This is a genomic window from Leifsonia sp. PS1209 (assembly GCF_012317045.1).
Classification (GTDB): domain Bacteria; phylum Actinomycetota; class Actinomycetes; order Actinomycetales; family Microbacteriaceae; genus Leifsonia.
The window spans coordinates 1,441,128-1,466,950 of the sequence record NZ_CP051154.1; the positions used below are offsets into that span (position 1 = coordinate 1,441,128).

A 25,823-nucleotide genomic window follows, 5' to 3' on the forward strand; every position below is an offset into this window, starting at 1 on the left:
GCCTGTAGCCGTGGAATCCGTGCTGCTCTTCGTCCTCGGCGTCGTCATCATCCTGGCGGGCGTCGCACTGTCGATCGCGCTGCACGAGATCGGCCACCTCGTGCCGGCGAAGCTGTTCGGCGTCAAGGTGACGCAGTACATGATCGGCTTCGGCAAGACGCTGTTCTCGTTCCGTCGCGGCGAGACGGAGTACGGCGTGAAGGCCATCCCGCTCGGCGGCTACATCTCCATGATCGGGATGTTCCCCCCTGGCAAGGAGGGCGGCTCCGGCCGCAACGCCACCACCGGGTTCATGCAGTCGATGGCCCAGGATGCGCGGTCGGCGAGCGCAGAGACCGTGCTCGTCGGCGAGGAGAACCGCACCTTCTACAAGCTGCCGGTGTGGAAGCGCATCATCATCATGTTCGGCGGACCGTTCATGAACCTCCTCATCGGCGTCGTGCTGTTCGGCGTGCTGCTGATGGGCTTCGGCACCGCGCAGCAGTCGACGACGGTGGCGACCGTGAGCCAGTGTGTCATCGCGTCGAACAGCGCGCGCCAGACCTGCGCGGCCGACGATCCCACCGCACCGGCCGCCGCGGCGGGCATCAAGCCGGGCGACACCATTGTGAGCATCGACGGCACGCCGATCACCAGCTGGGCGCAGTCCACCAAGATCATCCGCGAGTCCGCCGACCGCACCCTCTCCGTCGTCGTCACGCGCGATGGGGCGCAGAAGACTCTGGCCCTCACCCCCAAGACCAACACAGTCGCCAAGACCGACGCATCCGGTGCCGTCGTCAAGGACGCGGACGGCAAGGTCGCAACGCTCACGGCCGGATTCGCCGGCATCGGGTCGCTGCAGAAGCTGGTGCCGCAGCCGATCACCTCGGTGCTCCCCGCCGTCGGGGCGCAGACCGGAGCGGTCGTCGGCGTGATCATCCACCTGCCGCAGCGCATGGTCGACGTCTGGAACGCGGCGTTCGGCTCGGGGGAGCGCGACCCGAACGGGCCGGTGAGCCTGGTCGGAATCGGGCGGGCGGCCGGAGAGCTCACGGCGCTCGACGGCGTACCGGTGATCGACAAGGTGTACTCGATGATCGGGATCCTGGCGTCCCTGAACATCGCCCTGTTCGTCTTCAACCTCATCCCGTTGCTCCCGCTCGACGGCGGACACATCGCCGGGGCGGCGTGGGAGGGCATCCGGCGCACGTTCGCGAAGCTGTTCAAGCGTCGCGACCCCGGGCCCGTCGACATGGCCAAGCTGATGCCGCTGACCTTCGCGGTCGTGATCGTCCTCGGCGGGATGAGCGTGCTGCTGATGTACGCGGACATCGTCAAGCCGATCAACCTGTTCGGCTAGGCACCGCACACCCCGCGCCCAGCCGGTTCCCAAACAGCCGCGTAGGATTGGGGACGTGGCAGCAATCAACCTGGGGATGCCGAAGGTTCCCGAAACACTCGCACCCCGACGCAAGTCCCGTCAGATCAAGGTCGGCAAGGTCCTCGTCGGCGGCGACGCCCCGATCAGCGTCCAGTCGATGACCACGACGCCGACCACCAACATCAACGCGACCCTGCAGCAGATCGCCGAGCTCACCGCATCCGGATGCGACATCGTCCGGGTGGCCGTGCCGAGCCGCGACGACGCGGAGGCGCTGCCGATCATCGCGAAGAAGAGCCAGATCCCGGTCATCGCGGACATCCACTTCCAGCCCAACTACGTCTACGCGGCCATCGACGCCGGATGTGCGGCCGTGCGCGTCAACCCGGGCAACATCCGCAAGTTCGACGACCAGGTCGGCAAGATCGCCGCAGCCGCCAAGGCAGCGGGCGTCTCGCTCCGCATCGGCGTCAACGCCGGATCGCTCGAACCCAGCCTGCTGCAGAAGTACGGCAAGGCCACCCCGGAGGCGCTCGTCGAGAGCGCGGTCTGGGAGGCGAGCCTGTTCGAGGAGCACGACTTCCACGACTTCAAGATCTCGGTCAAGCACAACGACCCGATCGTGATGGTCAAGGCGTACCGCCAGCTCGCCGAGCGCGGCGACTGGCCCCTGCACCTCGGTGTCACGGAGGCCGGGCCGGAGTTCCAGGGCACGATCAAGTCGGCGACGGCGTTCGGCATCCTGCTCTCCGAGGGCATCGGCGACACGATCCGCGTCTCGCTCTCCGCTCCTCCCGCGCAGGAGGTCAAGGTCGGCCTGCAGATCCTGCAGTCGCTCAACCTCCGCGAGCGCAAGCTCGAGATCGTCTCCTGCCCGAGCTGCGGACGTGCCCAGGTGGATGTGTACAAGCTCGCCAACGACGTCACCTCCGGCCTCGAGGGCATGAGCGTCCCGCTGCGTGTCGCCGTCATGGGCTGCGTCGTCAACGGACCGGGCGAGGCCCGCGAGGCCGACCTGGGTGTTGCATCCGGCAACGGCAAGGGCCAGATCTTCGTCAAGGGCGAGGTCATCAAGACCGTGCCGGAGGCCGAGATCGTGCAGACCCTGATCGCGGAGGCCAACCGCCTGGCGGCCGAGATGCCCGACGTGACCTCCGGTGAGCCGACGGTCACGGTGGGCGCGCACTAGGCGCGACGCTCCGTCACCCTCTGCCGCAGCTACGCGACGACCAGCGCCACGCGCCCGTCCGGGATGCTCGCGGCCGTGAGGCGCACCCGCACGACCGTTCCCGGCAGCACGGAGTCCGGGCGTGGCATCGACGCGACCACGGCAGGGTCGGCCAGCTGCACGTTCATGTCGCCGTTCCGGATGGCGAGCACCGTCGCGTCGAACTCGTCGCCGATCCTGTCGCTGAGCAGGGCGGCCTCGACGCGGTCGACGCTCGCCGCGCCGAGCTGCGCCGCGACGCGCGAGGACGTCCCCATGATCGCGGGAAGTTCGCCGAGCGAGTCCGTCACCCATTCCGGCACCGGTCGCCCAGCGCTCAGCGCCTCGCAGATCACCAGCACCCATCGGTCCACGAGCCTGCGCAGGGGAGCGGTGGTGTGCGCATACGGAGCGGCGACCGCCGACTGGAGAGGGTCAACGGGCGCCTCGCCCGCCATCACCACGTAGCCGGCCCCGCGGAACAGCCCGGTGGCCGCCTGCATCACCGCGAGAGCGCGCGGGTCCCCGTGGTCCAGGGTGCGCAGATACTCGCCGTACGACACGTCCTCTGGCCAGGGAAGGCCGAGTGCTGCCGTCTGCGCGCGGAACCCGGCGATCGCGTCGTCCGAGGGAGGCGGCATCGTTCGCAGGATGCCGACCCGCGCATCCAGCATCAGTCCGGCTGCGGCCATCCCGGTGAGCAGCGAGATCTGGGCGTTCCACTCCTCGACCGGCAGGGGAGCCCGGCGCTCGAGCGTGTACGCGCCGTCGCGGAACACGATCTCCTCGTCCGGCGCGTTCAGGCTGGCGCCTCCGCGCTCCCGCTCGCACTGGATGCGCAGCTGGCCCACCTCCTTGAGCAGCTGCAGCGTCTCCGGCCCTGAGCCGTCGTCGATCGCGGCCTGCGCCTCCGGATACGACCACTGGCGGCGCGACCGGATGGCGGCGCGCGCGACGGATACGGAGACCTGGCGGCCGTCGGCATCCAGGGCCAGCTCCCAGACGTACGCGCTGCGGTCCTCGCCGGCGAGCAGCGAACCGGCGTGCTCGCCGATGGCCGACGGGTGCAGCGGGATGCGGCCGTCCGCCGCGTAGATCGTCTGCCCGCGCTTGCGCGCCTCGCCGTCGACCGCCCCTCCGGGATGCACAAGTGCCGGAACGTCGGCGATGGCGTAGCTGACCAGATAGCCGTCCGTCGTGCGCTCGATGTGCACGGCCTGGTCGAGGTCGGTCGAGCCCTCCGGGTCGATGGTGAGGAACTCGACCGCCGTCAGATCCCGGGAGGGGAGTCGCAAGCTGCCCGCCGCGGCCGCCGCTTCGTCCTCGACGGCGGCCGGGAAGCCGTCGGGGAGGTCGAGCGAGGTGCGCAGCGCAGCCAATGCCTCCGCGAGCTCGCTCTGGGCTGCTGAGGCGGTGACGTGCGTTCTGCGGTCGGGCATGCGGTCAGCCTATTCCGGCGGTGCGACACCGCCCCGTCCCCGCCGTCTAACATGGAACGGTGCCTACACGCCTGACGAACTACTTCCTCCGCACCCTCCGTGAAGACCCCTCCGACGCCGAGGTCACCAGCCACAGGCTGCTGGTTCGCGCCGGATACATCCGACGCCAGGCGCCGGGCATCTTCGCGTGGCTGCCGCTCGGCCTGCGCGTCAAGGGCAAGATCGAGGCCATCATCCGCGAGGAGATGTCGGCCGCGGGAGCGCACGAGGTGCACTTCCCCGCCCTGCTGCCGCGTGAGCCGTACGAGGTCACCGGCCGCTGGGAGGAGTACGGCGACGCGCTCTTCCGCCTGCAGGACCGCAAGGGCGCGGACTACCTGCTCGCGCCGACGCACGAAGAGGCGTTCACGCTGCTCGTGAAAGACCTGTACTCCAGCTATAAAGACCTGCCGCTGGCGATCTACCAGATCCAGGACAAGTACCGCGACGAGGCACGCCCCCGTGCCGGCCTCCTGCGCGGCCGCGAGTTCACGATGAAGGACGCGTACACCTTCGACTACACCGACGCCGGACTCGACGCCAGCTACCAGAAGCAGCGGGACGCATACGAGCGCATCTTCACCAGGCTCGGCCTCTCCTACGTGATCGTGCAGGCGGACGCCGGTGCGATGGGCGGTTCGCGCAGCGAGGAGTTCCTGCACCCGACCGTGGTCGGCGAGGACACCTTCGTGCGCTCGGAGGGCGGATACGCGGCCAACGTCGAGGCGTTCACCACCCTCGCGCCCGCCGCCCGCTCGTACGAGAAGCTGACGCCGCAGGAGGTGCTCGACACCCCGAACACGCCCACCATCCAGACCCTGGTGGATGTGGCCAACGAGAAGCACCCGCGGCCGGACGGCCGCGCCTGGACGGCGGCGGACACGCTCAAGAACGTGGTGCTCGCCGTCACCCACCTGGACGGGACGCGCGAGCTGGTCGTCGTCGGGCTTCCCGGCGACCGCGAGGTCGAGATGAAGCGCGCAGAGGTGGCGTTCGCGCCCGGTGAGGTCGAGCCGGCGACGGACGCCGACTTCCAGAAGCACCCCGGCCTGGTCAAGGGCTACATCGGCCCGTGGGGCGTCGACGGTCCCGTGCTCGGCGAGGAGTCCGCCACGGGCATCCGGTATCTGGTCGACCCCCGCGTCGTGGACGGCTCCGGCTGGATCACCGGCGCGAACATCGACGGCAAGCACGTCTTCGGGCTCGTCGCCGGCCGCGACTTCTCGTGGGACGGCACCGTCGAGGTCGCCGAGGTCAAGGAGGGCGACCCCGCCCCGGACGGCTCCGGCCCCGTCGAGCTGGCGCGCGGAATGGAGATCGGTCACGTCTTCCAGCTCGGCCGCAAGTACGCGGACGCGTTCGGCCTCAAGGTGCTGGACGAGAACGGCAAGCTCGTCACGGTCACGATGGGCTCGTACGGGATCGGCGTCACGCGCATCCTCGCGATCATCGCCGAGGAGAACAACGACGACAAGGGCCTGATCTGGCCGGAGTCCGTCGCGCCGTTCGACGTGCACGTCGTCGCCGCCGGCCGCGATCAGGTGGCGTTCGACGTGGCGGAGCAGGTGACGGCGACTCTCGAGGAGGCCGGCCTGGACGTGCTGTTCGACGACCGCCCCAAGGTCTCGCCCGGCGTGAAGTTCGGCGACGCCGAGCTGATCGGCGTCCCGCGCGTGCTGGTGGTCGGCCGCGGTGCTGCCGACGGCGAGGTCGAGCTCTGGAACCGCAGGACGGGCTCCCGCGAGACCCTGCCGATCGCGGACGCGCTGGCTGCGCTCACGGCGTAGCCGGCCGGAGCGGGGCGGCTAGAGCCGGATGGCGACGGCCCTGACGCACCAGAACAGGCCGTAGGCGATCAGGCCGATGGCGATCAGGATGAGCAGGAACACGCCGAACGGAAGCTGGGTGAGCGACTTCAGCGCGCCGTCGAGACCGCCGGCCTTGCTCGGATCCACGGTGATCGCCGCGTAGACGACGAGGCCGCCGACGATGCCGAGGGCGACGCCTTTGGAGATGTAGCCGACGCGGCCGAGGGTCGTCGTGATACCTGCCAGCGCGTTCGGAGGCAGGCGGAGGCCGCGCTCGAACTTGTGCGTGATCCCGTTGACCAGGAAGCCGATGCCGACGCCGACGATCGCCAGGCCGATCGCCGCCAGCAGGAAGACGCCGCCGGGGATGGCGAGCAGTTTCGAGCTCGCCGACTTCTCGGTGGCGGACGAGTTGGAGCCTCCACCGGATGCGATGCTGATCGCGGTCACGGCGAGCACCGCGTAGACGACGCCCTTGCTGATCTCGACGACCCGGGTGCCCGCCTTGTGCGCCACGACGGTCTGCAGGATCTGCCACAGCGCGAGCGCGATCAGGCCGACGATCACCGCCCACACCACGAACAGCCCGCCCGGCACGTCGACGAGGGCCTGCAGGGCGCCGGACTGGTCGGCGTCGCCGCTCCCGCCTGCGCCGAAGGCGACAGCGAGCGCGATGGCGCCGATCAGGATGTGCAGGATGCCGATGGCCGCATTTCCGACCCTGGCGAGGACGCGGACGGCTGGGATGCGCTCGACGCGTCTGGCGGCAGACGTGGGTGAGGTCATGTTCGGAACGGTACCCCCGTTCCGGCCGGTCGGAACATCGGGTACCGTAGTTAGTCGAGTCCGTCGCGCAGAACGCGGCGGCGAGATCTGAATAGAGGAGGCCGGCATGGACATCGACCTCAGCGTCTTGCGTCTCATGGAACGCGAGCGAGAGATTCCCTTCGATGAGCTGGTGCAGATCATCGAGCAGGCGATTCTGACCGCCTACCTGAAGCACACCGATCAGGCCGACCACAAGCACGGGCACACCGAAGAGCCGCCGGCGGCCCGAGTGCACCTCGACCGCAAGACCGGTCACGTGTCCGTGTACGTCCCCGAGAAGGACGACGAGGGCAACATCGTCGGCGAGGCCGAGGACAGCCCGAGCGACTTCGGTCGCATCGCGGCGTTCGCCGCCAAGCAGGTCATCAACCAGCGGTTGCGCGACATCGCGGACGACGCCGTGCTCGGCGAGTTCCGCGGCAGGGAGGGCGACATCGTCGCCGGTGTCATCCAGCAGGGGCCGAACCCCCGGATGATCCACGTCGACCTCGGCAGCGTCGAGGCGATCCTGCCGCCCGAGGAGCAGGTGCCCGGCGAGGAGTACACCCACGGGTCGCGCATCCGGGTGTACGTGACGAGTGTCTCGAAGGGCCTCAAGGGTCCGCAGATCACCGTGTCGCGCACGCACCCCGCGCTCGTGCGCAAGCTGTTCGCACTCGAGGTGCCGGAGATCGCGAGCGGCGTCGTCGAGATCGTGTCCCTGGCCCGCGAGGCCGGTCACCGCACCAAGATCGCGGTGCGCGCCACGGAGCCGGGAGTGAACGCCAAGGGCGCGTGCATCGGCGAGCTCGGACAGCGCGTCCGTGCCGTGACGGCCGAGCTGAACAACGAGAAGATCGACATCGTCGACTACTCGCCCGACCTGGCCACGTTCGTGTCGAGCGCCCTGTCGCCCGCCAAGGTCACCAGCGCGTTCGTCATCGACGAATCGCTCAAGGCCGTCCGCGCTCTCGTGCCCGACTACCAGCTCTCGCTCGCCATCGGCAAGGAGGGCCAGAACGCCCGTCTCGCCGCGAAATTAACTGGAGCGAAGATCGACATCCAGCCCGACTCGATCCTGGACAAGGAGTAGTCGCGCCCGACCGGGGTTGTGCGCGGGTGTAGGATGGAAGCTGTTAGAACGTGCGTCGGATGCCGTTCTCGCGCTCCCCGATCCTCACTTCTGAGGGTCGTCGCCCAGAACTCGAAACTCGTGGTGGACCATTCCGCCACGCTTCCCGGGCGAGGCGCGTGGCTGCATCCGGTCGTCGGGTGTCTCGACAAAGCCTTGCAGAGGCGCGCCTTCGGGCGGGCCTTGAAGGTCGACGGGATGCTCGATACGACGGCCATCCAGGCCGCACTTGAAGAGAACAGGCTGAACGGCACAGTGAACTCAAATGAGTGACAACTAATGAGCGGCTCGAAATGAGACCCGTCCGTAACTAACGGTCTGCCCTGCTAGGGGTAGACCCCCTAGACAGGAGAATTGTGGCTGCAAAACCACGCGTACACGAGGTCGCAAGCGAACTCGGAGTCGACAGCAAGGTCGCCCTTGCGAAACTGAAAGAGATGGGCGAGTTCGTCAAGGGACCGTCCTCCAGCATCGAACCGCCGGTGGCGCGCAAGCTTCGCGCTGCCCTCGAGGCGGAAGGCTTCACGGCCGACAAGGCTGCAGCGGCAGCACCGGAGCAGAAGGCGGCAGCGCCGAAGTCCTCCGCTCCCGCGCCGGGCGCTTCGCGTCCGTCGTCTGCTCCCAACCCGGGCGGCACCGCTCCCAAGCCGGCGGCTCCGCTGTCGGTGGCGGAGCGCCAGGCCCTCGCGGAGCAGAAGGCTGCCGCCGAGAAGGCTGAGGCCGACAAGGCCGCGGCAGACGCCAAGGCACAGGCGGCGAAGGACGCCCCTGCGGCCTCCGCAGACTCCGCCGCGCCCGCAGCGCCGTCGGACGCCGTCAAGCCGAACACCGCTCGCCCGGCAGGCGGAAACGCCGCAAGCAGCAGCATCCCGCGCCCCGGCGCACCGCGCCCGGGCAACAACCCGTTCGCATCCAACCAGGGCATGGGCCAGCGCCCGAGCGCACCGCGTCCTGGCAACAACCCCTTCGCGAGCTCGCAGGGCATGGGCCAGCGCCCGTCGCCCGGCAACATCCCGCGCCCGACGCCTCCGCGTCCCGGTTCGCCGCGCCCCGGTGCCCCCGGAGCGGGCGGCAACCGTCCCGGCCAGCGTCCTGGCGGCGGTGGTGGAGGCCGTCCCGGTTTCCAGCAGCGTCCGGGTAGCGGTGGTGGAGCAGGCGCCGGTGCCGGCGCAGGTGGCTTCCAGCGTCCAGGCGGCGGCTTCGGCGGTCCGCGCCCAGCAGGTGGCGGCGGCGGCCGTGGTCGTGGACCGGGCGGTGGAACCGCTGGTGCCTTCGGTCGCGGTGGCGGCAAGAGCAAGGCCCGCAAGTCGAAGCGCGCCAAGAGGCAGGAATTCGAGCTGAGGGAAGCTCCGTCGCTGGGCGGCGTGAGCGTACCCCGTGGCGACGGCAACACCGTCGTCCGGCTGCGCCGCGGTGCGTCCATCTCGGACTTCGCCGACAAGATCGACGCCAGCCCCGGCAACCTGGTCACCGTGCTGTTCCACCTCGGTGAGATGGCGACGGCGACCGAGTCCCTCGACGAGGCGACCTTCGGCGTGCTGGGCGAGGAGCTCGGCTACAAGGTTCAGATCGTCTCTCCGGAGGACGAGGACAAGGAGCTGCTCGAAGGCTTCGACATCGACCTCGACCAGGAGCTCGAGGACGAGACGGACGAAGACCTCGAGATCCGTCCGCCCGTCGTCACGGTCATGGGCCACGTCGACCACGGTAAGACCCGTCTTCTCGACGCGATCCGCAACGCGAACGTCGTCGCCGGCGAGGCCGGTGGCATCACCCAGCACATCGGTGCGTACCAGGTGTGGACGGAGCACGAGGGCATCGAACGTGCCATCACCTTCATCGACACCCCGGGTCACGAGGCGTTCACCGCCATGCGTGCCCGTGGTGCGCAGGTCACCGACATCGCGATCCTCGTGGTCGCGGCGGACGACGGCATCATGCCGCAGACCATCGAGGCGCTCAACCACGCCCAGGCGGCCGGCGTGCCGATCGTGGTCGCGGTGAACAAGATCGACAAGCCGGACGCCAACCCGGCCAAGGTGCGCCAGCAGCTCACCGAGTTCGGTCTGGTCGCCGAGGAGTACGGCGGAGACGTCATGTTCGTCGACGTGTCCGCGCGGAACGACATCGGCATCCAGGACCTCCTGGACGCCGTGCTGCTCACCGCGGACGCCGGGCTCGACCTGCGCTCCAACCCCAACAAGGATGCGCGCGGTATCGCGATCGAGGCCAAGCTCGACAAGGGCCGCGGTGCTGTCGCGACCGTGCTCATCCAGTCGGGAACGCTGCGCGTCGGAGACTCGATCGTCGCTGGTACGGCCTATGGCCGCGTCCGTGCGATGGTCGACGAGAACGGCGACGCCGTTCACGAGGCGTACCCGTCGCGTCCTGTGCAGGTGCAGGGTCTGTCCAGCGTTCCGCGAGCAGGCGACACCTTCCTCGTCACCGAGGAGGACCGCACGGCCCGTCAGATCGCTGAGAAGCGTGAAGCGGCCGAGCGCAACGCCATGCTGGCGAAGTCGCGCAAGCGCATCTCGCTGGAAGACTTCACCCGTGCTCTGGAAGAGGGCAAGGTCGAGGCGCTCAACCTCATCATCAAGGGCGACGTGTCCGGTGCCGTGGAGGCGCTGGAGGAGTCGCTCATGAAGATCGAGGTCGACGACTCGGTCCAGCTCCGCATCCTGCACCGCGGCGTCGGCGCGATCACCGAGTCGGACATCGACCTGGCGACCATCGACAACGCGATCGTGATCGGCTTCAACGTCCGCCCGGACGTCAAGGCCCGCGAGCGTGCAGCCCGCGAGGGTGTGGATGTGCGCTTCTACTCGGTCATCTACAACGCGATCGACGACATCGAGAGCTCGCTCAAGGGCATGCTCAAGCCGGAGTTCGAAGAGGTCCAGTCCGGTGTCGCCGAGATCCGCGAGGTGTTCCGCTCCTCCAAGTTCGGCAACATCGCCGGTGTCATCGTCCGCTCCGGGACGATCACGCGCAACGCCAAGGCGCGCGTCATCCGCGACGGCGTCGTGGTCGGGGACAACCTGGCCATCGAGTCGCTGCGTCGCTTCAAGGACGACGTCACCGAGGTTCGGACGGACTTCGAGGCCGGTATCGGTCTCGGCAAGTTCAACGACATCCAGATCGGCGACGAGATCGAGACGACCGAAATGCGGGAGAAGCCCCGCGCGTAGGTGTGGAAAGGAGGTCCGGAGGGTTTGCCCTCCGGACCTCCTCCCATCCCGCTCGGTGGTATCAGGGCAGTGAAGGAGAGACAACATGGCTGACCCGGCACGCGCGAGGAAGCTCGCGGACAGAATCAAGGTCATTATCGCCAAGCGGCTCGAACGCGGCGTCCGCGACCCGCGCATGGGCTTCGTGACCATCACGGATGTGCAGGTGACAGGCGATCTGCAGCACGCGTCGGTCTTCTACACGGTCTACGGCACCGACGAGGAGCGCACGGACACCGCTGCGGCCCTCGCTGCGGCCACCGGGATGCTGCGCAGCGAGGTGGGCAAGAACATCACCGCCCGCCTGACGCCGTCGCTCGAGTTCATCCTGGATGCGATCCCGGAGAACGCGGCGCACATCGAAGACCTGCTGCGCGAGGCGCGCCAGCGCGACACCGAGGTGGCCGGCCTGGCCGCCGGTGCCGCATACGCGGGCGACGAGGACCCGTACGTCAAGCCCCGCGAAGACGACGACGAAGACTGACCCCGGTCTTCCGCCTTCCCAGACAATCGAGCCGGGACTTGTGTACGCACCGCTACGGCGTGTCGCGTACACAAGTCCCGGCTCGATTGCTGCGTGCCGCGGGGTCAGGGGAGGGTGTAGCCGCCTGGGGTGGTAACGGCGAGGCCGTCGGCGAGGAGGCCCGCCAGGGCGCGGTCGCGCTGGGTGGCGTCCGGCCAGACGGACTCGAGTTCGGCGGCGGTCACCGGGATGTGCGAGGCGCGCAGCTCGGCCAGGATGCGTCCGCGCACCTGGCGATCGCTGCCCTCGTACTTCTTCTGCACGGCCTTCTTCGGGCCGGCGTACTCCGGGTATCCGGCCAGCCGCCAGGCGCACACGTCGGAAAGCGGGCACACGTCGCAGCGCGGCGTCCTGGCCACGCAGACCAGCGCGCCGAGCTCCATCATTCCCGCGTTGAACGCGGCGGCTGCTGCACGCTCGGCGGGGAGCAGCGACTCCATCGCCGCGAGGTCGCGCCTGCTCGGCGGAGGAGGCTCGCCCTGGCCGTCGACGGCGCGGGCGATCACGCGCCGGATGTTCGTGTCGACCACCGGGTGCCGGTCGCCGTACGCGAACACAGCGACGGCGCGCGCCGTGTAGTCGCCGATGCCGGGGAGCGCGAGCAGCGCATCCACGTCGTCGGGGACGACACCGCCGTGACGCTCGGTGATGGCGACGGCGCAGGCGTGCAGCCAGAGCGCGCGGCGCGGGTAGCCGAGCGACTGCCAGGCGCGCACGGCCTCGCCCGGCGGGACGGCGGCGAGGTCCGCCGGCGTCGGCCAGCGGGTCAGCCACTCCTCGAGCCGAGGGATGACGCGGTTCACCGGGGTCTGCTGCAGCATGAACTCGCTGACCAGGGTGCCCCAGGCGGTGAAACCGTCGCGGCGCCACGGCAGGTCGCGACGGTTGGCGTGGAACCAGTCGATGACGGAGGCGGAGAACGAGTCCTGAGCATCCACCATCGTTCCAGCGTAATCGGTGCGCGCGCGGCTTAGGCTCGTGCCATGAAGCTTCCACCGACGCCGCGCGTCCTGTTCCTCCGTGAACTGGTCGGCGAGGTGACGCGCAGCTATGGGCACGGCCGAACGATGGTGGCGGTGGACGGAGTCACGGACACCGCGCCGTTCGCCGACGACCTCGCCGAGGTGTTCCGCGAGGCGGGCTACGATACCTTCCGCGCGTCGATGACCGACTTCCACCGTCCGCGCGCCGACCGCACCAGGCTGGGGCCGGAGTCGGCGCTCGACTACTACCGCGGCTCGTTCGACTACGTGACCTTCCGGCGGGTGCTGATCGACCCGTTCCGGATGGCGGGCAGCACCGGGTTCCAGACGGCGGCGTTCGACGAGCGCCGGGATGTGCCGATGGAGAGCCGCTGGGAGACGACCGGCCAGGATGCTGTGCTCGTGGTCGACGGCGAGTTCCTGCTGCGGCCGGAGCTGCGCGGGATCTGGCACTACTCCGTCGCGCTGGTGAACATGCCGCAGGACGCGATCTACGAGAACGACGCGGAGCCGCGGATGTGGGCGAGCGCGCTGGTGGACGACAGCGACCCCGAGCTGCCGCGGAGGGTGTTCGCGGACAGCTGCTAGACGACCGCGCGCATCCGGTCGACGACCACGGCGGGCTCGATGAACGCGCGCGTGCGCTCCACCTCGTGCACCAGGTCGACGATGGCCGCATTGATCGGCGCCTCCCTGCCGAGGTCGTGGGCTTCGCCAACGATGGCGCCGTTGAGGTAGTCGATCTCGGTCAGCTGGCCGCGCCGGATGCTCTGCAGCGTCGACCCGGGGTTGGGGGTCGCGCCCATCCTGCGCTTCATCATGAGCGGAACGAGCTGGCCGGCCCAGAGCGGCGAGACGGCGACGAACCGCAGGATGCCGTTGCTGAGCCCCTGGATGCTGCCGTAGTGGATGCCGCGGTCGAAGCCGACCCGCACCGCCTCGCGCATGCTGGCGGTGACGATGCGGCGGAGCCGGCGGTCGCCGAGCGAGTCCTGGGCGCTCAGGCCGGTGATGGCGGGCATGGCGTTGATCTGGTTGACGATGAGCTTGGTCCACTGGGCGCCGTCGAAGTTCTCGACGGCGAAGGCCGGCATCGCGGCGTCGAGGACACGGGTGGCGAAGACCGCGGCCTCCGGCGGCTCTCCGCTTCCGGCCCCGATGTACGTGTTCGCCGCCGTGGTCACGGTGACCCGGCCGGGGGAGAGGTAGCTGGCCGCGTAGAGGGCGAGGGCGCCGACGCACTGCGAGTCCGGGAGCATCGTCATGGCCTGGCGCAGCCCGGTCAGGCCGTTCTGCACCACGACGACCGGGATGCCGCCGAGCAGGTGCTGGTTCTCGCGGAGGGCGGCGGCCGCATCCTGGGCCTTCGTGCAGAGGAAGGCGAGTTCGGGCTGGGTGCGCAGCACCTCGTCAGCGGCCACCTGCGCGGTGTGCGAGCCCCACGCGCCGTCGAGACGTAGTCCGCTCTCGTGGATGGCGGCGAGCTGGGTGCCGCGCGCGGTGACCTCCACCTGGTGGCCGACGCGGTCGAGCAGGGCTGCGATGGTGCCGCCGATGGCTCCCGCTCCGATGACGCCGATCCGCATCCCCCCACCCTAGCCGCGCGGCAGGGGAGGAGGGATGCGGTGCGACCGGATGCGGTCAGTCGACCAGTGCTGCCGCCTGCGGGGAGCCTTCGGCTGCCGCCGCCTCCGCGAGCTCGGTCTCCGCATCCTGGTGGCCGCGGCGGCGGATGCCCGACGGCAGGGCCAGCGAGATGATCGCGGCCACTCCGAGCACTCCGGCGCCGACCCAGATGGCCGGGATGGCGGCATCCACGTAGCCGGTGGGGGTCAGCGATCCGCCAGCGCCGGTGAACACGGCGGTGAGCACGGCGATGCCGAGCGCGACGCCGATCTCCCGGAGGGTGGAGTTGGTGCCGGACGCCTTCGCGTGGTCCTCGGCCTTCATGTTGGCGAGCACGGCGGTGGAGCTGGGGGCGAAGACCAGGCCCATGCCGATGCCGGCGAGGGCGAACGGCGGCCACATGGCCGAGTATTCGAGATCGGCGGACAGGGTGAGCGCGATCCAGGCCATCGCGATCGTGAGCAGGACCAGGCCGACGAGGATCGGCAGCCGGGTACCCGTCCGGCCGGAGACGAGGCCGGTGAGTGGCGCGACCACCATTGGGGCGAGCGTCCACGGCATGGTCATCACACCGGCTTCGAGCGGTGTGTGGCCCTGCACCACCTGCAGGAACTGGATCAGGATGAAGACCGCCCCGAAGATCCCGAAGCTGAACGTCACGCCGACCAGGTTGGCCACGGTGAAGCTGCGGTCGCGGAACAGGCGCAGCGGCAGCAGGGGCGCCGAGGCGCGGCCCTCCCAGAAGACGAACGCCGCGAGCAGCACGGCCCCGGCGATCAGGGAGCCGAGTACCTCGAAACTGTCCCAGCCCGCGTCGTTGCCGCGCACGATCCCGAACACGATCCCGAGGACGCCTGGGCCGGCGAGCAGCAGGCCGACGATGTCCGCCCGGACGCGCTGGCCGAAGCTGTTCGGCAGGGCGGCGAGCACGAGCGGCACGGCGATGACACCGAGCGGGACGTTCAGCCAGAAGATGGCCTGCCAGTTCCAGCCCTGCACGACGGCGCCGCCGATCAGCGGTCCCGTCGCGACGCCGAGGCCGGCGATGCCTCCCCAGATGCCGATGGCGGCCGGGCGCATCCTGACGCTGACGCTTCCGGCCAGGAGGGTGAGGGACAGCGGCATGAGCGCGGCGGCCCCGACGCCCTGCACGGCCCGGGCCAGGATGAGCATCCAGGGTTCCGTGGCGAGGGCGCTCGCCGCCGAGGCGAGGGTGAAGACGGCGATGCCGCTGAGGAACACGGTGCGGCGTCCGAACCGGTCGCCGAGGGCCACCGCCATGAGCATGAGGGTGGCGAAGCTGAGCGTGTATGCGTTGATGACCCACTGCAGTTCCTCGATGGAGGCGCTGAGGTCTTTGGCGATCACCGGCAGGGCGCTGGTGACGACGAGGTTGTCGAGGGTCGCCATGAACATCGGGAGCGATGCGGCGACGACGGCCAGCCAGATCGGGATGCGGCGGGCGGTGGAGGGGGACGACATGGCGGCACATCCTGTCGAAGTCACGGGAATGTTGTTATCGGATGATTACAACAAGACCGAGATTAGTAATCGACTGATAACCTGTCAAGCGTGACCGACAAAATCAGTGAGCGCATCCCGGCGGAGGAGCGCAGAGAGCAGATCCTCGCCGCCGCCAGCCTCGTCTTCGGGGAACGCGGATACGTCGGCGCCACCACCGACCAGATCGCCAAGGCGGCCGGCATCAGCCAGCCGTACGTCGTGCGGATGTTCGGCAGCAAGGAGAACCTCTTCGTCGAGGTGCTCTCGCGGGCGCTCGGCAAACTGCTCGTCACGTTCGAAGAGACCATCGCGGGCTGGAAGGCCGACGGCTCGCCCGACGACCAGATCGGCCGGCTGCTCGGCACGGCGTACGTCAACCTGATCGAGGACCGCGGGCTGCTGCTGTCGCTGATGCAGGCGTTCAGCATGGGCCACGACCCCGTCATCGGCGAGCAGGCCAGACAGGGCTTCATCGCCATCTACACGATGCTGCGCGACGAGGCGGGCTTCGAACCCGAGCGCGTGCGCTCCTTCCTGGCGGAGGGGATGCTGCTGAACACGCTGCTCGGACTCCGCCTCCCCGAGAAGTACGGGATCGACGAGGCGGCGACGGAGCTCCTCGAGTGCACGTTCCAGACCAAGCTGCAGCTGGTGCTCGACGTCGTCGGCACGCGAAGCGCCGAGAAGAGCGCATGACGGGCTCCGGCATCCTGCTCGTCGACAAGCCGCAGGGCTGGACGAGCCACGACATCGTCGCGCGCACCAGGAGGCTCGCGGGCACCCGCAAGGTGGGCCACGCCGGCACCCTCGACCCGATGGCCACCGGCCTGCTGATCGTCGGCCTCAACTCGTCCACGCGGCTGCTGACGTACATCGTCGGCACCGACAAGGAGTACCTCGCGACCATCCGGCTCGGCCAGAGCACCACGACGGACGACGCGGAGGGCGACATCGTCGACGAGGCGCCCCAGGATGCGGTCTCCGCGGTCACCGACGACGCCATCCGGTCCGGCATCGCCGACCTCACCGGCGAGATCGAGCAGGTTCCGAGCTCGGTCAGCGCGATCAAGGTCGACGGCAAGCGCGCGTACGCGCGGGTGCGGGCGGGGGAAGCGGTCGTGCTGCAGGCGCGGCCGGTCACCGTCTCGGAGTTCGAGCTGCTCGCCACGCGGCGGCTGCCCGCCGCCATCGACCTCGACGTGCGGGTGGTCTGCTCGTCCGGCACGTACATCCGGTCGCTCGCCCGCGATCTGGGGGCTGCGCTCGGCGTCGGCGGGCACCTCACGGCGCTGCGGCGCACGCGGGTGGGTTCGTTCAGCGTGGAGGACGCGCATCCCATCGAAGCCCTCGACGTCGCCTCGGCGCTCGTTCCGGCCGCCGTGGCCGCCACGACGCTGTTCGAGCGGTTCGACCTGACGGAGCAGCAGGCCATCGACCTGACCCACGGGAAACGCATCCACGTCGCGGACAGGGAGAATAGGGGAGGCGAACCGCTCGCGGCCATCGCACCGACCGGACACCTGGTGGGGCTCATCGAGTTCCGCGGAAAGGAAGCAAGAACCCTCGTGAACTTCCCGACAGACGAGATCGCGACCGCATGATCGAGTGGTTCACGGCGACGCAGGTGATCGTCGCCGCCGTCGCAGGCGTGCTCTGCATCGTGCTCGGACTGGCCGGACGCGTGCCCGGCGACCTCAGCATGGGCGCCGTCGCGCTGGTCGAGGTGCTGCTCATCGCCCAGCTGATCGTGACCATCGTCGCCCCGGCGGTGGGCAACGAGCCGAGCGGCAGCCTGCCCGAGTTCTACATCTACCTGATCTCCGCGCTCATCCTGCCGCCCGCCGGAGCCTTCTGGGCGCTGATCGAGCGCAACAGGTGGTCGACAGTGATCCTGGGCGGCGTGTGCCTCGCCATCGCGGTGATGGTGTACCGGATGGGGCAGATCTGGTTCGTGCAGGGAGCCTGAGCCAGCGCGAATAGAATCGTAGGCGATGTCACACCACACCATGTCCGCGCGCGAACACCCGGAGAGCCCCACCGCCAGGCGGCGGATCACCGGCATCGGGCGTGTGCTCGTCTTCGTCTACGGAGTCCTCGCCCTCGCGGCGACCGGACGCAGCGTCTTCCAGATCATCGACCGCTTCCACGAGGCGCCGGTCGCGTTCACCCTCTCGGCGCTCGCCGCCGTCGTCTACATCGTGGCCACCGTCGCGCTGATCGCGCCGGGCGTCGCCTGGTACCGGGTGGCCTGGATCACCATCACCTTCGAGCTGGTGGGCGTGCTCGTGATCGGCTCGCTCAGCCTGTTCGCGCCTGCGGCCCTCGGTCTGCACGACATCGACCCGTTCGGCAGGGATGCGACCGTCTGGTCGGTCTACGGCATGGGCTACCTGTTCATCCCCCTCGTCCTGCCGATCCTCGGGCTGATCTACCTGCGCGGGCACAAGCCGCGCCCGGCCGCATCGTGAAGGTCTTCCGGTCCGTTCAGGAGGTGCCGGACGGCTTCGGCCCGAGTGCGGTGACCATCGGCAAATTCGACGGGGTGCACACCGGCCACCGCGCGGTGATCGCGCGGCTCTGCGAGGTCGCGGCCTCCGGAGGGCTCACGCCGACGGTCATCACCTTCGACAGGAACCCACTGGAGCTTCTCGCGCCGGAGAAGTGCCCGACGGCGCTGGTCAGCGTCGAGCAGAAGCTCGACCTGCTCGCGGGAACCGGCGTCGAGGCGACGCTGATCGTCCCGTTCGACCGTGCACTGGCCGACCTCAGCCCCGAGGAGTTCGTGCAGCACATCCTGGTCGACAGGCTGCACGCCGCCGCCGTGCTGGTCGGGAGCGACTTCCGCTTCGGCAGGCGTGGCGCAGGCGACGTGGAGATGCTGCGCGCGTTCGGCGAGACGTACGGCTTCGTCGTGCACCTCATCGACGACGTTCGCCCGGAGCACGGACGCCGCGTCTCCTCCACCTGGATCCGCGAACTGCTCGCCGACGGCGACGTGGCGCACGCCGGCGAACTGCTCGGCCACATCCCGACCCTGCGCGGCGTCGTGGTGCACGGGGCGAAGCGCGGCAGGGAGCTCGGCTTCCCGACGGCGAACCTGTCGCCGGAGTCGGAGGGGCTGATCCCGGCAGACGGCGTGTACGCGGGCTGGCTGACCGACGGCGGCGAACGGTATCCTGCCGCCATCTCGGTCGGCAACAACCCGACGTTCGAGGGCGTCCCGCAGAAGCAGGTCGAGGCGTACGTGCTCGACCGCGACCTCGACCTGTACGACCACCACGTCGAGATTTCGTTCGTCGAACGCATCAGGGGCATGGTCGCGTACGCAGGCATCGAGCCGCTGATCGCCCAGATCGCGGACGATGTCGCCAGGGCCAGGAGCATCCTGCAGCCCGAGAACGCCAACTGATGACGGAACTCCCCGCCAGGCCCCTGTGGCATGGCCGCGCCATCGCGCTCATCGGCATCCTGCTCGTCGCCAGCAACCTGCGCACGGCCGTCGCCGCCCTGTCGCCGATCTTCGCCGAGATCCGCACGGAGTTCGCGGTCACCAGCGTCGGCGTCGGACTGCTCGGGATGCTCCCGCCCATCTTCTTCGCGCTGTTCGGCCTGCTCGCGCCGTCGCTGACCCGCAAGGCGAGCCTCGAGGGCGTGCTGATCGCGGCGCTCGGCGTGATGCTGCTCGGGCACGTCCTGCGGGCGACGGCCGGCTCGTTCGCCATGCTCGCCATCGGCTCCGCCGTGACCTTCGCGGGGATGGGTGTCGGCAACGTGCTGCTGCCCCCTCTGGTGAAGCGGTACTTCCCGGACAGGATCGGGCTGGTCACGTCGCTGTACGCGACCGTGATGTCGGTGAGCACGCTGCTGCCTCCGCTGGTCGCGGTGCCGGTGGCCGACGCATCCAACTGGCACGTCTCCGTGGGGATGTGGGGCGTGGTGAGCCTGCTGGCCATCCTGCCGTGGCTGCGCATCATCCTGACCAGGCGACCGGTGCATCCGGAGCACGACGTCGAGGTGGAGGGCGCTGAGCCCGGGATGCTGGGCAAGGTGTGGCACGCGCCGCTCGCCTGGGCGATGGCCGTGGTGTTCGCGGCGTCCAGCCTGAACGCGTACGCGATGTTCGCCTGGCTGCCGGAGATCCTGCACGACGTGGCCGGCTCGACGCCGGTGGAGGCTGGCGCGCTTCTCTCGTTGTACGCGGGCATGGGCATCCCGGCCGGGCTGCTGGTGCCGCTGCTGGCCGCCAGGATGCGCAACGTCGCCCTGCTGCTCTACGCGGGCGTTGCGTTCTTCGTGCTCGGCTATCTGGGCCTGATCATCGCGCCGGGCACGGCGACCTGGCTGTGGGTGGTGTTCGCCGGTCTCGGGCCGCTGCTGTTCCCGCTGTGCCTCGTGCTGATCAACGTGCGCACGCGCACGCACGAGGGCTCCGTGGCGCTCAGCGGCTTCACGCAGGGCCTCGGCTACACGCTCGGTGCGCTCGGCCCGCTCGCGGTCGGTGTGCTGCACCAGCTCACCGGCGACTGGACAGCGGCCCTCATCGTCCTCATCGGCACCGCGCTCGCTGCCGCCCTCGCCGGCACCGTCGTCGCCCGCCCGCACACCCTCGAAGACCACTTCCGCCCGTAGGAATCGAGCCGGGACTTATGTACGCTCCGCTCGGCGTGTCGCGTACAGAAGTCCCGGCTCGATTGTCAGGGGAGGAGGTGGGCGCGGTGGATGAGCGCGGCCGCGCCGATGAGCGGGCCCTCGGAGGAGAGGGCCGAGGGGATGATGCGCACCTTTCGCACGTACGGGAAGTAGTGGTTCTCGATGACGCGGCGCATGTGGTCGAACAGGTCGGGCGTCGAGTGCGAGAAGCCGCCGCCGATGGCGACGAGCTCGAGGTCGAGCAGGGCGGTCGCCGACGCGATGGCGCGGCCGACGGCCTCTCCGGTGCGCGCGATGGCCTGGTGGGCCACCTCATCGCCCGCCGCGTACGCCGCCGCCAGTTCCTCGCCCGTGTTCCCGGTGAAGCCGTGGCGACGAGCCCAGGCGACGGTGTGCGGGCCCGAGGCGATTGCTTCGAGGGCGCTCGGGTTGCCGAACGTGTCCTCTCCGACCAGCTCGCCCACCTCGACGTGCCCGATGTGGCCGGCGTTGCCCGTCGGACCGGTGATCACGCGGCCGCCAACGATGAGGCCGCCGCCGATGCCGGTCGAGACGACCATGCCCATCACGTTGTCCACGCCCTGCGCAGCTCCGACCCAGTGCTCGGCGAGCGTGATCGCGACGCCGTCCATCTCGAGCGTCACCGGGATGTCGAGCCCGGCGTCCGCGATGACACCGGCGATGAAGTCGCGCATCGGGTAGTCGCGCCAGTGAGGGACGTTCAGCGGGGACACCAGGCCCCGGATGCGGTCGATCGGCCCGGCGCAGCCGATTCCCGCTCCGATGAGCGTCGCACCGGCGGGCACGGAGGCGATGGCGTCACGGACGACGCCGCCCACCGAGGCCTCGAGGTCGGCGACGGTCGCCGTGCGGCCCGTCGGGCGGCGGAAGCGGGACGATTCGAGCAGGCGACCGTCCGCATCGACGATGGCTGCTTCGACTTTGGTTCCGCCGAAGTCGACGGCGAGGGCGAGGGGAGTTGGCACGACCTTTACCCTAAACGAAACCGCCCGCGCTCATATGAGCAACATCCGCGCAACCGTTGCTCAGACGCGCATCCGGTTCCTAAGCTGGAACCGTGGCCATGAACGACACCGATGAGATCCTCGCCGTCAAAGCCGCTGAGCTGTACTACGAGGCGGGCAAAACTCAGGACGAGATCGGTCTCGCCCTCAGTGTCAGCCGCTGGAAGGTGGGACGGCTGCTCGTCGCAGCGCGCGAGCACGGCTTCGTGCGCATCGAGATCGTGCACCCGAGCGCTAGGCGGTTCTCGCTCGAACGCGAGCTGTGCGGCTTCTACGACCTGCAGGACGCCGTGGTCGTGCCGTCCCTCGACTCCGACTCGGATGTGCAGGCGCGCGTCGCGCAGGCCGCGGCGGACTACCTGACCACCCTGCGCCCCGTTCCCCGCACGCTCGGCGTGAGCTGGGGACGCACCCTGCACGCGGTGGCGGCGCGGCTGCGCCCCGGCTGGGCCGTCGGCGTCAACCCCGTGCAGATCAACGGCAGCGTGTCCAGCACCCGGCAGGCGACAGCGGCGGCGGACACCGCCGTCGTGATCGCCCGCAAGGCGCAGGGCACGGCCACCCTGCTTCCGAGTCCCGCCATCTTCGAGCACGCCGCCACCCGGCGCGCCATCGAGGCCGACCGCTCGGTGCAGAGTGTCCTGGCGCTGGCGAGGAGCGCCTCCGCGTACCTGTTCAGCGCGGGCGTGGTCGACACCAGCTCCGTGCACGTCGACTCCGGCTACCTGACCGCCGACGACGTCGCATCCCTCGCCGCGAAGGGCGCCGTCGGCGACGTGGTCGGCCGGTTCATCACCGAGGACGGCCAGGTCGCCGATCCGGAGCTCGACGGAAGGACCCTCGGCATCTCGCTCGACGAGCTCCGCGCCGCGCGCACCAGCATCGCCGTGATCGCAGGGGAGACCAAGCACAGGGTGGCGCACGCGATCGTGTCCAGCGGGCTGTGCAGCACGATCATCACCGACGAATCCACCGCGAACCATCTGCTCGGCCGCTCAGCGGCCAGCTGAAAGAAGGAGTGACGTGACCATCGAAACGACGCCGCCCGTGCGAACCCTCGCACCGGCGGCCAGGGCCGTGGAGGTGCTCGGGGGCGACTTCACCGAAGCCTCCCTGCGCCGCTACCTGAACGGCATCCCCGGGGTCGACGCCGTCGGCCTCGAGCAGCGTGCCGCCGGGCTCGGAACGCGCTCCATCAAGACCACCAGCAAGGCCTGGGCGCTCGACAAGATCATCGAGCTGATCGACCTGACCACCCTCGAAGGCGCTGACACGCCCGGCAAGGTGCGCTCGCTCGTCGCGAAGGCGCTCACGCCGGACCCGAGCGATCTCACCGCTCCCCGGCCGGCCGCCGTCTGCGTGTACGGCGACATGGTGCCGTACGCGGTGGAGGCGCTCGGCGCATCCCACGCCGGACGCTCGGGCGGAGCACCCGGCAGCGTGAACGTGGCCGCCGTGGCGACCGCGTTCCCGAGCGGGCGCGCATCCCTCGCCGTGAAGCTGGCGGACACGGCGGACGCCGTCGCCGCCGGTGCGGACGAGATCGACATGGTGATCGACCGCGGGGCGTTCCTCTCCGGGCGCTACGGGCTCGTCTTCGACGAGATCGTCGCCGTGAAGGAAGCCTGCCGCCGCGCAGACGGCAGCTACGCCCACCTCAAGGTGATCCTGGAGACCGGCGAGCTGAACACGTACGACAACGTGCGCCGCGCATCCTGGCTGGCGATCCTCGCCGGAGGAGACTTCATCAAGACGTCCACCGGCAAGGTGTCCCCGGCGGCCACGCTGCCCGTCACGCTGCTGATGCTGGAGGTCGTGCGCGACTGGCACAAGCTCACGGGCGAGGAGATCGGCGTGAAGCCGGCGGGCGGCATCCGGTCGTCGAAGGACGCCATCAAGTATCTGGTGACGGTCGCGGAGACGGTGGGCGAGCACTGGCTGCAGCCGCACCTGTTCCGGTTCGGGGCGTCCAGCCTGCTCAACGACGTGCTGCTGCAGCGTCAGAAGCTGAGCACCGGCCACTACTCCGGCGCCGACTACGTCACGATCGACTGACCAGCAGAGACCGAAGGCAGAACAATGAGTTTCCTCGAATACGCACCAGCGCCGGAGTCCAGGGCCATCCTGAACCTGCGCGACCAGTACGGCCTCTTCATCGACGGCGAGTTCGTCGAGGGCAACGGCACCCCGTTCCAGACCATCTCCCCGGCGACGGAGGAGCGCATCGCGACCATCGCGACGGCCAACACCGCCGACGTGGATGCTGCCGTCGCCGCAGCGCGCCGGTCGTACGAGCGCGTGTGGTCGAAGATGAGCGGCAGCGACCGCGGCAAGTACCTGTTCCGCATCGCGCGCCTCGTCCAGGAGCGCGCCCGCGAGCTCGCGGTGGCGGAGAGCCTCGACAACGGCAAGCCGATCAAGGAGAGCAGGGATGTGGACGTCCCGCTCGTCGCCGCCTGGTTCTTCTACTACGCGGGATGGGCGGACAAGCTCGACCACGCCGGTCTCGGCCCCGCACCGCGCGCGCTCGGCGTCGCCGCCCAGGTGATCCCGTGGAACTTCCCGCTGCTGATGCTCGCCTGGAAGATCGCCCCCGCGCTGGCGGCGGGCAACACCGTCGTGCTGAAGCCGGCGGAGACCACCCCGCTGACCGCGCTCCTGTTCGCCGAGATCGTGCAGCAGGCCGGCCTCCCCGCCGGCGTCGTCAACATCGTCACCGGTGCAGGCGAGACCGGTCGCGACCTGGTCAACCACCCGGATGTGAACAAGGTCGCCTTCACCGGCTCCACCGCCGTCGGCAGGGAGATCGCCCGCGCCGTCGCAGGAACCGACAAGAAGCTGACCCTCGAACTCGGCGGCAAGGCGGCGAACATCGTCTTCGACGACGCCCCGATCGACCAGGCCGTCGAGGGCATCGTCAACGGCATCTTCTTCAACCAGGGCCACGTCTGCTGCGCAGGCAGCCGCCTGCTGGTGCAGGAGAGCATCCACGACGAGGTCGTCGACCGTCTGAAGAGCCGCCTGTCGACGCTGCGCCTCGGCGACCCGCTCGACAAGAACACCGACATCGGCGCGATCAATAGCGCAGAGCAGCTGCAGCGCATCCGGGAGCTGTCCGACATCGGGGAGGCGGAGGGTGCTGACCGCTGGACGGCCGACTGCGCCATCCCGGAGAACGGGTTCTGGTTCGCGCCGACGATCTTCGACAACGTCTCCACCAGCCACCGGATCGCCCGCGAGGAGATCTTCGGGCCGGTGCTCTCCGTGCTCACCTTCCGCACGCCCGCCGAGGCCATCGCGAAGGCGAACAACACCCCGTACGGCCTGTCCGCCGGCATCTGGAGCGACAAGGGCAGCCGCATCCTGGCCGTGGCGGACAAGCTGCGCGCCGGTGTGATCTGGGCGAACACCTTCAACAGGTTCGACCCGGCCAGCCCGTTCGGCGGATACAAGGAGTCCGGTTACGGCCGCGAGGGCGGTCGCCACGGGCTCGCCGCGTACCTGACGCCCGGCCGCGCGCTCGGCGGCTCGTCCGCCGCGGCGCTGACCTCCGCATCCACCACGACCCGCAAGGGAGCGAAGAAATGAGCCGCCTGACCGTGCCGAAGACCTACAAGCTCTACATCGGCGGCAAGTTCCCGCGCAGCGAGTCCGGTCGCACGTACGAGGTCGTCTCCGCGAAGGGCGCCTTCCTGGCCAACGCGGCGAAGGCGTCCCGCAAGGACGCCCGGGATGCCGTGGTCGCCGCCCGCGGAGCGCTCAGCGGCTGGGCGGGCGCCACCGCGTACAACCGCGGCCAGGTGCTCTACCGCATCGCCGAACTGATGGAGGGCCGTCGCGCCCAGTTCGTCGACGAGGTGCAGCAGACGGAGGGCGTCTCCGCCGCCGTCGCCGGCGCGCAGGTGGACGAGGCGATCGACCGCTGGGTCTGGTACGCGGGCTGGGCGGACAAGTTCGCGCAGGTCGTCGGAAACGCCAACCCGGTCGCCGGTCCGTACTTCAACATCTCGGTGCCGGAGCCCACCGGCGTGGTCGCGATCGTCGCCCCGCAGGACACTGGGCTGCTCGGCTTCGTGAGCGCCGTCGCCCCCGCGCTGGTGGCGGGCAACACGGTGGTCGTGGTGGCGAGCGAGCGCTTCCCGCTGTCCGCGATCAGCCTGAGCGAGGTGCTCGCGACGAGCGACGTGCCCGGCGGTGTGGTGAACATCCTGACCGGCTCCCCGGCCGAGATCGCACCGTGGCTCGCCTCGCACGCCGACGTCAACGCGCTCGACCTGGTCGGCGCAGGCGGCCTCGAGTGGATCGACCTGCAGATCGCGGCGGCCGACACGCTGAAGCGCGTCCTCACCCCGGAGAACGGTCCGGATGCGGCGGCGCCGTCGCTCGACAGGATCGCGTTCTTCACCGAGACGAAGACGGTCTGGCACACCAAGTCGCTGATCTGATCCCGACCGATCCGTGCATCCACGAGGGGTGTACCGCAGCCCT

The 25,823-nt window shown here is 69.6% G+C and carries 24 protein-coding genes; 18 read left to right on the plus strand and 6 right to left on the minus strand.

Features of this window, described 5'->3' with window-relative positions; all coding sequences use genetic code 11:
- The first annotated feature begins 10 nt into the window (after positions 1-10).
- A complete protein-coding gene (locus HF024_RS06855) occupies positions 11-1,342 on the plus strand; it encodes a site-2 protease family protein (RefSeq protein ID WP_210724040.1) in 1,332 nt (443 codons plus the stop codon).
- A 55-nt stretch (positions 1,343-1,397) separates the two neighbouring features.
- Positions 1,398-2,552 (plus strand): flavodoxin-dependent (E)-4-hydroxy-3-methylbut-2-enyl-diphosphate synthase, encoded by a 1,155-nt coding sequence (gene ispG, locus HF024_RS06860; RefSeq protein ID WP_179150775.1) that lies wholly within the window; start codon positions 1,398-1,400, stop codon positions 2,550-2,552.
- A gap of 29 nt (positions 2,553-2,581) precedes the next feature.
- Here the strand turns inward: ispG and HF024_RS06865 are convergent, their stop codons facing one another.
- A complete protein-coding gene (locus HF024_RS06865) occupies positions 2,582-4,009 on the minus strand; it encodes an RNB domain-containing ribonuclease (RefSeq protein WP_168689074.1) in 1,428 nt (475 codons plus the stop codon).
- Positions 4,010-4,068: 59 nt separating this feature from the next.
- On the opposite strand from HF024_RS06865, the gene HF024_RS06870 reads away from it, so the two are divergent.
- A complete protein-coding gene (locus HF024_RS06870; protein ID WP_168689075.1) occupies positions 4,069-5,835 on the plus strand; it encodes a proline--tRNA ligase in 1,767 nt (588 codons plus the stop codon).
- A gap of 18 nt (positions 5,836-5,853) precedes the next feature.
- Here HF024_RS06870 and HF024_RS06875 read toward each other — a convergent pair whose 3' ends face one another.
- Entirely contained in the window at positions 5,854-6,642 is a 789-nt protein-coding gene (locus tag HF024_RS06875) for a DUF1206 domain-containing protein (protein WP_168689076.1), read from the minus strand.
- A 106-nt stretch (positions 6,643-6,748) separates the two neighbouring features.
- Here HF024_RS06875 and nusA point away from each other — a divergent pair, with 106 nt between their 5' ends.
- The 4 genes from nusA (at position 6,749) to rbfA (ending at position 11,509) form a co-directional block, all read left to right on the plus strand.
- Positions 6,749-7,756: a transcription termination factor NusA gene (gene nusA, locus HF024_RS06880; RefSeq protein WP_085369337.1), complete on the plus strand. Its 1,008-nt coding sequence runs from the start codon at positions 6,749-6,751 to the stop codon at positions 7,754-7,756.
- A gap of 33 nt (positions 7,757-7,789) precedes the next feature.
- Positions 7,790-8,068 (plus strand): YlxR family protein, encoded by a 279-nt coding sequence (locus tag HF024_RS06885; protein WP_168689077.1) that lies wholly within the window; start codon positions 7,790-7,792, stop codon positions 8,066-8,068.
- Positions 8,069-8,151: 83 nt separating this feature from the next.
- Entirely contained in the window at positions 8,152-10,986 is a 2,835-nt protein-coding gene (infB, locus tag HF024_RS06890; protein ID WP_168689078.1) for a translation initiation factor IF-2, read from the plus strand.
- A gap of 85 nt (positions 10,987-11,071) precedes the next feature.
- Positions 11,072-11,509: a 30S ribosome-binding factor RbfA gene (rbfA, locus tag HF024_RS06895; protein ID WP_085369335.1), complete on the plus strand. Its 438-nt coding sequence runs from the start codon at positions 11,072-11,074 to the stop codon at positions 11,507-11,509.
- A gap of 104 nt (positions 11,510-11,613) precedes the next feature.
- On the opposite strand, the gene HF024_RS06900 is transcribed toward rbfA, so the two are convergent.
- Positions 11,614-12,489, minus strand: a complete 876-nt coding sequence (locus HF024_RS06900) for an A/G-specific adenine glycosylase (RefSeq protein WP_168689079.1) — start codon at positions 12,487-12,489, stop codon at positions 11,614-11,616.
- 42 nt (positions 12,490-12,531) lie between these two features.
- Between HF024_RS06900 and HF024_RS06905 the strand changes: the two genes are divergently transcribed.
- Positions 12,532-13,119 carry a hypothetical protein gene (locus HF024_RS06905; RefSeq protein WP_168689080.1) on the plus strand — a complete coding sequence of 196 codons (588 nt, stop codon included), beginning with the start codon at positions 12,532-12,534 and terminating at the stop codon, positions 13,117-13,119.
- Here HF024_RS06905 and HF024_RS06910 read toward each other — a convergent pair.
- Positions 13,116-14,117 carry a 2-dehydropantoate 2-reductase gene (locus HF024_RS06910; RefSeq protein WP_168689081.1) on the minus strand — a complete coding sequence of 334 codons (1,002 nt, stop codon included), beginning with the start codon at positions 14,115-14,117 and terminating at the stop codon, positions 13,116-13,118. The genes HF024_RS06905 and HF024_RS06910 overlap by 4 nt on opposite strands.
- A gap of 55 nt (positions 14,118-14,172) precedes the next feature.
- Positions 14,173-15,639 carry a DHA2 family efflux MFS transporter permease subunit gene (locus tag HF024_RS06915; RefSeq protein ID WP_168689082.1) on the minus strand — a complete coding sequence of 489 codons (1,467 nt, stop codon included), beginning with the start codon at positions 15,637-15,639 and terminating at the stop codon, positions 14,173-14,175.
- Positions 15,640-15,729: 90 nt separating this feature from the next.
- Between HF024_RS06915 and HF024_RS06920 the strand changes: the two genes are divergently transcribed.
- Genes HF024_RS06920 through HF024_RS06945 form a run of 6 tightly spaced genes read left to right on the plus strand, consistent with a single transcriptional unit; the run spans position 15,730 to position 20,289 of the window.
- The gene (locus HF024_RS06920; protein ID WP_085369330.1) at positions 15,730-16,356 is read left to right on the plus strand and encodes a TetR/AcrR family transcriptional regulator; all 627 of its coding nucleotides are present in this window, start codon (positions 15,730-15,732) and stop codon (positions 16,354-16,356) included.
- Complete coding sequence (gene truB, locus HF024_RS06925) at positions 16,353-17,261, plus strand: tRNA pseudouridine(55) synthase TruB (protein WP_168689083.1); 909 nt, start codon at positions 16,353-16,355, stop codon at positions 17,259-17,261. Before HF024_RS06920 ends, truB begins: the two co-directional genes overlap by 4 nt.
- Positions 17,258-17,626, plus strand: a complete 369-nt coding sequence (locus tag HF024_RS06930; RefSeq protein WP_085369328.1) for a hypothetical protein — start codon at positions 17,258-17,260, stop codon at positions 17,624-17,626. Before truB ends, HF024_RS06930 begins: the two co-directional genes overlap by 4 nt.
- Positions 17,627-17,651: 25 nt before the next feature.
- Entirely contained in the window at positions 17,652-18,128 is a 477-nt protein-coding gene (locus tag HF024_RS06935) for a hypothetical protein (RefSeq protein WP_085369327.1), read from the plus strand.
- The gene (locus HF024_RS06940; RefSeq protein ID WP_168689084.1) at positions 18,125-19,069 is read left to right on the plus strand and encodes a bifunctional riboflavin kinase/FAD synthetase; all 945 of its coding nucleotides are present in this window, start codon (positions 18,125-18,127) and stop codon (positions 19,067-19,069) included. The genes HF024_RS06935 and HF024_RS06940 overlap by 4 nt, the downstream gene beginning before the upstream one ends.
- Positions 19,069-20,289 (plus strand): MFS transporter, encoded by a 1,221-nt coding sequence (locus HF024_RS06945; protein WP_168689085.1) that lies wholly within the window; start codon positions 19,069-19,071, stop codon positions 20,287-20,289. Before HF024_RS06940 ends, HF024_RS06945 begins: the two co-directional genes overlap by 1 nt.
- A gap of 65 nt (positions 20,290-20,354) precedes the next feature.
- Here HF024_RS06945 and HF024_RS06950 read toward each other — a convergent pair whose 3' ends face one another.
- Complete coding sequence (locus tag HF024_RS06950; protein WP_168689086.1) at positions 20,355-21,296, minus strand: ROK family protein; 942 nt, start codon at positions 21,294-21,296, stop codon at positions 20,355-20,357.
- Positions 21,297-21,394: 98 nt separating this feature from the next.
- Between HF024_RS06950 and HF024_RS06955 the strand changes: the two genes are divergently transcribed.
- Genes HF024_RS06955 through HF024_RS06970 form a run of 4 tightly spaced genes read left to right on the plus strand, consistent with a single transcriptional unit; the run spans position 21,395 to position 25,780 of the window.
- A complete protein-coding gene (locus tag HF024_RS06955; protein ID WP_168690811.1) occupies positions 21,395-22,345 on the plus strand; it encodes a sugar-binding domain-containing protein in 951 nt (316 codons plus the stop codon).
- A 13-nt stretch (positions 22,346-22,358) separates the two neighbouring features.
- On the plus strand, positions 22,359-23,390 hold the full coding sequence (gene deoC / locus HF024_RS06960) for a deoxyribose-phosphate aldolase (RefSeq protein ID WP_085369322.1): 1,032 nt from the start codon (positions 22,359-22,361) through the stop codon (positions 23,388-23,390).
- A gap of 24 nt (positions 23,391-23,414) precedes the next feature.
- Entirely contained in the window at positions 23,415-24,923 is a 1,509-nt protein-coding gene (locus HF024_RS06965; RefSeq protein WP_247597343.1) for an aldehyde dehydrogenase family protein, read from the plus strand.
- Complete coding sequence (locus HF024_RS06970; RefSeq protein ID WP_168689087.1) at positions 24,920-25,780, plus strand: aldehyde dehydrogenase family protein; 861 nt, start codon at positions 24,920-24,922, stop codon at positions 25,778-25,780. The genes HF024_RS06965 and HF024_RS06970 overlap by 4 nt, the downstream gene beginning before the upstream one ends.
- Positions 25,781-25,823: the final 43 nt, after the last annotated feature.

Excerpts from the sequence above, each read along its gene's own strand:
- HF024_RS06955 (WP_168690811.1), top strand. The coding sequence starts at position 21,395 with ATGAACGACACCGATGAGATCCTCGCCGTCAAAGCCGCTGAGCTGTAC.
- HF024_RS06900 (WP_168689079.1), bottom strand. The coding sequence starts at position 12,489 with ATGGTGGATGCTCAGGACTCGTTCTCCGCCTCCGTCATCGACTGGTTC.
- HF024_RS06970 (WP_168689087.1), top strand. The coding sequence starts at position 24,920 with ATGAGCCGCCTGACCGTGCCGAAGACCTACAAGCTCTACATCGGCGGC.
- HF024_RS06935 (WP_085369327.1), top strand. The coding sequence starts at position 17,652 with ATGTCACACCACACCATGTCCGCGCGCGAACACCCGGAGAGCCCCACC.
- HF024_RS06930 (WP_085369328.1), top strand. The coding sequence starts at position 17,258 with ATGATCGAGTGGTTCACGGCGACGCAGGTGATCGTCGCCGCCGTCGCA.
- HF024_RS06965 (WP_247597343.1), top strand. The coding sequence starts at position 23,415 with ATGAGTTTCCTCGAATACGCACCAGCGCCGGAGTCCAGGGCCATCCTG.
- truB (WP_168689083.1), top strand. The coding sequence starts at position 16,353 with ATGACGGGCTCCGGCATCCTGCTCGTCGACAAGCCGCAGGGCTGGACG.
- HF024_RS06875 (WP_168689076.1), bottom strand. The coding sequence starts at position 6,642 with ATGACCTCACCCACGTCTGCCGCCAGACGCGTCGAGCGCATCCCAGCC.
- HF024_RS06905 (WP_168689080.1), top strand. The coding sequence starts at position 12,532 with ATGAAGCTTCCACCGACGCCGCGCGTCCTGTTCCTCCGTGAACTGGTC.
- HF024_RS06945 (WP_168689085.1), top strand. The coding sequence starts at position 19,069 with ATGACGGAACTCCCCGCCAGGCCCCTGTGGCATGGCCGCGCCATCGCG.
- HF024_RS06885 (WP_168689077.1), top strand. The coding sequence starts at position 7,790 with ATGGAAGCTGTTAGAACGTGCGTCGGATGCCGTTCTCGCGCTCCCCGA.
- rbfA (WP_085369335.1), top strand. The coding sequence starts at position 11,072 with ATGGCTGACCCGGCACGCGCGAGGAAGCTCGCGGACAGAATCAAGGTC.
- HF024_RS06915 (WP_168689082.1), bottom strand. The coding sequence starts at position 15,639 with ATGTCGTCCCCCTCCACCGCCCGCCGCATCCCGATCTGGCTGGCCGTC.
- nusA (WP_085369337.1), top strand. The coding sequence starts at position 6,749 with ATGGACATCGACCTCAGCGTCTTGCGTCTCATGGAACGCGAGCGAGAG.
- HF024_RS06910 (WP_168689081.1), bottom strand. The coding sequence starts at position 14,117 with ATGCGGATCGGCGTCATCGGAGCGGGAGCCATCGGCGGCACCATCGCA.
- HF024_RS06865 (WP_168689074.1), bottom strand. The coding sequence starts at position 4,009 with ATGCCCGACCGCAGAACGCACGTCACCGCCTCAGCAGCCCAGAGCGAG.